Source organism: Martelella sp., from assembly GCF_984369615.1.
In genome coordinates, this window is the sequence record NZ_CFHTCS010000329.1 from 1 (window position 1) to 4,798 (window position 4,798).

At 64.9% G+C, this 4,798-nt stretch carries 4 protein-coding genes; 3 read left to right on the plus strand and 1 reads right to left on the minus strand.

The window, feature by feature from the left end; all coding sequences use genetic code 11:
* Positions 1–756 (minus strand): LysR family transcriptional regulator (locus tag AC5DC2_RS19460; protein ID WP_491699664.1); only part of this gene is annotated, 756 nt, incomplete at its 3' end.
* 158 nt (positions 757–914) lie between these two features.
* Between AC5DC2_RS19460 and AC5DC2_RS19465 the strand changes: the two genes are divergently transcribed.
* The 3 genes from AC5DC2_RS19465 to AC5DC2_RS19475 all read left to right on the plus strand — a co-directional run.
* Positions 915–1,796, plus strand: coding sequence for a carbon-nitrogen hydrolase family protein (locus AC5DC2_RS19465; RefSeq protein ID WP_491699665.1), 882 nt, complete (start codon positions 915–917; stop codon positions 1,794–1,796).
* 79 nt (positions 1,797–1,875) lie between these two features.
* Positions 1,876–3,468, plus strand: a complete 1,593-nt coding sequence (locus AC5DC2_RS19470) for an ABC transporter substrate-binding protein (protein WP_491699666.1) — start codon at positions 1,876–1,878, stop codon at positions 3,466–3,468.
* A 9-nt stretch (positions 3,469–3,477) separates the two neighbouring features.
* The coding region (locus AC5DC2_RS19475) for an ATP-binding cassette domain-containing protein (RefSeq protein WP_491699667.1) at positions 3,478–4,798 on the plus strand (1,321 nt) is incomplete at its 3' end.

The window sequence follows — 4,798 nt, forward strand, 5'->3', positions numbered from 1 at the left end:
TTCGCCCTGCTCGAGATAGGGTTCGATCAGCGCCTCCCGGCACAGCGCGACGCCGAGCCCCTGTCGCGCGGCATCGCAGATAAGGGCGGAGCCGGAAAAGAAGAGGCGTCGCGTCTCGCCTTCGTATTGCGGCGCCAGCCCTGCAGCCGCAAACCATGTGCGCCACATCCGCATATCCTCATCGTGCAGCAGCGTGGCGCGGGCGAGGTCGGCTTCGTCTCTGATCGCATGTCGGGCCTGATAGGACGGCGCGCAGACCGGGATTGCCGCTCCAGGAATGATCGGCTCGGCTCCCGGCGGAATCTGGCCGTCAAGCGAGAAGCCGATCAGAAGATCGGGCTCCGGGCTGACCGGCTGGTCCGATATATGTTCCTGAACGTAAACGGAAACGTCCGGATGCTCCGCCATGAAGGCATCTATTTCGGGCAGCAGCCAGTTGGGGATGACAAAACGCAGCGCGGCGACCGAGACCGGCAGTTTCTCGCGCATCGTCAGCCGGTCGATCTCGTGCCGGATGGCGCCGAAGCTCTCGTTGATGACCTGGGCCAGACTGTCGCCGGCTTCCGTCAGCGCCGTCTGCCGTCCGTCGCGCCGCATCAGGCGAATGCCCGCCCAGTCCTCGATCTGCTTCAGCTGGTGGCTGATGGCGGAGTGCGAGACGTTCAGCGCCCGCGCCGTCGCGGTCACCGATCCGCTCTGGTGGAAGGCTTCCAGCGTTTTCAGCGCCCTCAGTGGCGGCAAGCGATCCTGGGCCATGTCGGTCTCCCGGTTCATGCAAGAATATGTTAGATTTATAGACGGGAAGCGGAAATTTTGTACTTTTTTTGTCGAATTTCTCACCTTAGCCTGTCGTTGATGTATTTTTCAGCTCTGCCGCTTTCGAAGGCATGGCAAACCGGCCGGAGGGACCGAGGATGACCACAGCGACAACGGGCGACCGCGCGAAACTCCGGCTGGCGATGGCGCAGATGTGCGCTTCGAACACCCATGCGTGCAATGTCGAGATTGTCACCGGTCTTGCCGCCGAGGCCCATGCGGCGGGCGCGGAACTTCTGGCGCTTCCGGAGGCGTCCGGCATGGTCAACAAGGATGTCGCTTCCGCCCGCCTTTCCGTCACCGACGAGGCGCGGGATCCGTTCATTGCCGCCTGCCGGGAGCTTGCGGCGAAATACGGGCTGTGGATCCACACCGGCTCGACGCCGCTTGCCGGCGCGGATGGCGGCCGGTTTTCCAACACCAGCCACCTGATCGACGGCAGCGGCGCGATCGTTGCGCGCTACGACAAGATCCATCTGTTCGACGTCGACCTGCCGGGCGAGGTCTCGCGCCGCGAATCCGACCGCTATGCGCCGGGCGGAGAAGCGGTGCTTGCCGAAACGCCGTGGGGCCCGTTCGGCATGTCGGTCTGCTACGATGTGCGCTTCCCGCATCTCTACCGCGATTATGCCCATGCCGGCGCAAAAGTCCTGTTCATCCCGTCCGCTTTCGCAATGTCGACGGGCGAGGCGCACTGGCCGACGCTGCTGCGCGCCCGCGCCATTGAGAACGGCGCTTATGTCGTGGCGGCGGCCCAGTGCGGTCATCACGATGACGGGCGCGAGACCTGGGGACAATCGATGATCGTCGATCCGTGGGGCACGGTCGTGGAAGACATGGGCAAGCGCATAGGGCTTGCGGTCGTCGATCTCGATCTTTCGAAGGTTGAAGCGGTCCGCCGATCCATCCCGTCGCTCGCCAATGAGCGCGACTACACATTTCAGCCGGCGGCGATGCGCCGGGGGCGGCAGACCGCCTGAAGCATCGCGACAGCATCGTCAGCAAAATGGCGGGCCGCCGGCGCGCCGGAAGAAACGAATTTCAGAGGGATCGCACATCATGTTGAAACGCAGAACGCTACTGACGACCGCCATGCTTGCGCTGGGCGCAGGCGTATCGCCGCTGGCCACGGCCCCGGCCTTCGCGCAGGAGGACACCCGCCCGGACTTCGCCTTTGCGGTCGACAATCTCTGGTCGACGCTCGACCCGGTGATCGGCCTTTCGACCACCGGCGGCCGTGTCTACGGCAATGTCTTCGACACGCTGGTGAAGCGGAACTATTTCGAGGACCCTGAAGGCAACACCATCATTCCCGGGCTCGCCACGAGCTGGGAACAGGTGACGCCGACCACCTGGCGGCTGCACCTGCGCGAAGGGGTGACGTTCCAGAACGGCGATCCGATGACCGCCGAGGACGTCGCCTTCTCGCTGTCCGAGGAGCGCCTGTGGGGCGAAAAGCCGCTGGCGCCGCGCGGCAAGAACTATGCCCGCGGGCTTGTCGGCGTCACCGTCGTCGATGACTACACCGTGGACCTTGAGACCGCCTTTCCGGATGCCACCTTCATCAACCGCCTGACGACGCCGATCGGTTATGTTCTGCCGAAGGACTATTATGAAAGCGTCGGCACCGAGGCCTTCGGCCAGAAGCCGATCGGAACCGGGCCCTACATGATCACCGATTTCGATCCCTCCGACCATGCCGTGGCCGTCGCCTATGACGACTACTGGGACGGCGCGCCGCCGCTGAAGAGCGTGACCTGGAAGATCGTGCCCGAGTTCTCGACGCGCTATGCCGGCCTCGTCTCGGGTGACTACGACCTGATCATGAGCGTTCCGATCGACCAGCTGGAGGCGGTCGAGGCGACCGACGGCATTCACCTGATCGTCGACCAGATCGGCAATTATCCGATGTTCGCCTTCAACACGCTCACCATCGAGGGCATGGACGACAATCCGCTGGTGGACGCCAACCTGCGCAAGGCGATGGTGATGGCGATCGATCGCGACGCCATTACCGAGGCGCTGTGGAACGGCATGACCTTCACGCCGACGCCGTTCAACTTTCCGGAATACGGCCCCTATTTCGATCCCGACCGCAAGGCGACCTACAGCTATGATCCGGAACGCGCGGCCGAATTCCTGGCCGAGAGCGACTACGACGGCGAGACGCTGACCTGGAACATCGTGCGCGGCTTCTACCCAAACTATGAGGCGGCGGCCGAATACATGGTCGAGATGTGGCGCGACATGGGCATCAATGTCGAACTCAACATCGTCGACAATTTCTCGCTCGCCTATCAGCGGCCGTTCCACATGCTCAACATGTCGATGTCGTCCGAGTTCACCGGCGACCCCTACCGCCCGCTGTGGCTGGACTGGGGCCCGTCGTCGAGCCGCGTCACCGCCGCTCACCGCACCTGGACGCCGACCGAGGCTTTCCTGGAGGATGGCGAGCGGTTCGAGCGGGCGCAGACCTTCGAGGAGAAGAATGCCGCCTATCTCGATCTGGTGAAGGACTGGGAAGACGTGACGCCGGGCATGTATCTCTGGCGCAATGTCCAGACCTTCGCCATGAGCGACAAGTATGAGTGGGACCCGGGCAGCTCGCAGCTGACGATCTTCACCAGCGACTTCCTGACGATCGAACCCTAGGAAACGCCGGTGGCTGACCGTCAGACCGACCTGCTCGACATTCGCGGCCTGACGATAGCGCTGCCGGAGGGAGCGGACCGCGACCACGCGGTCCGTGGCCTCGATCTTTCGATCCGGCGGGGCGAGTGCGTCTGCCTCGTTGGCGAAAGCGGCTCGGGCAAGTCGATCACCGCCCAGGCCCTGCTCGACATGCTGCCGCGCGGGCTGAAGAAGACCGAAGGCGAGATCGTATTCGAAGGCGCCCCGCTGCCGGTGGGCGATTCTGCCGCCATGCGTCGCATCAGGGGCGACCGGATCGGCCTGATCTTCCAGGAGCCGGCCGCCACGCTCGATCCGGTGATGACGGTCGGAAAGCAGATCGAGGAACTGCTGCAGGTCCATGGCTTGCGCCCGGCGCGGGCGCGCCGGGCCCGCGCCCTGGAGATGATCACGGCCGTGCGACTTGCCGATCCCGAGCGCATCCACAAATCCTATCCGCACCAGCTTTCCGGCGGTCAGGCCCAGCGGATCGCGATCGCCATGGCGCTGGCGCTGAAGCCGGCGCTCCTGATCGCCGACGAGCCGACGACCGCGCTCGACGTGACCACGCAGGCGGAAATCCTGGCGCTGATCCGCGAGCTGCAGCATGAATTCGGAGCCGGCCTTCTGTTCATCACCCACGATCTTTCCGTCGTCGCCGATATCGCCGACCGGGTGATGGTGATGCGCGAGGGCGAGATCGTCGAAGCCGGCAGCCGCGACGCCATCTTCGAGGCGCCACGGCACCCCTATACGATCCGTCTGCTCGAAAGCCTGCCGCGTCCCGGCGCGAATGCGTCGCCCGAGCGGGCGGCACCTGTGGTGCTGGAAGCACGCGATATCGCCATTACCTATCATCAGCGCGACGGCGTTTTCGGCAACCGCGCCATCGAGGCCGTGCGCGGCGTATCGCTCACCCTGAAGCGCGGCGAGACCCATGGCCTTGTCGGCCAGAGCGGATCGGGCAAATCCTCGCTCGTGCGCGGCATCCTCCAGCTCGAGCCGCTCTCCGGCGGGACGGTGCTTCTCGATGGCACGGATATCGCCGCGGCCGGCATGACGCGGGCCATGCGCAAACGCATCCAGCTCGTGCAGCAGGACCCGTTCAGCGCGCTCAACCCGCGCCAGAAGGCCGGTTGGAGCGTCGCCGAGGGCGCGCTGATCCACGGCGCGACCCGGAAGCAAGCGGCTGAACGCGCCCGCGAAATGCTTGCGCTGGTCGGTCTGCCGGAACAGGCCTTCGACCGTTTTCCGCACGAATTTTCCGGCGGCCAGCGCCAGCGGCTCTGCATTGCCCGCGCGCTGGTGGTGG

Coding starts and splice junctions, on each gene's coding strand:
- AC5DC2_RS19465 (WP_491699665.1), top strand. CDS start 915: ATGACCACAGCGACAACGGGCGACCGCGCGAAACTCCGGCTGGCGATG.
- AC5DC2_RS19470 (WP_491699666.1), top strand. CDS start 1,876: ATGTTGAAACGCAGAACGCTACTGACGACCGCCATGCTTGCGCTGGGC.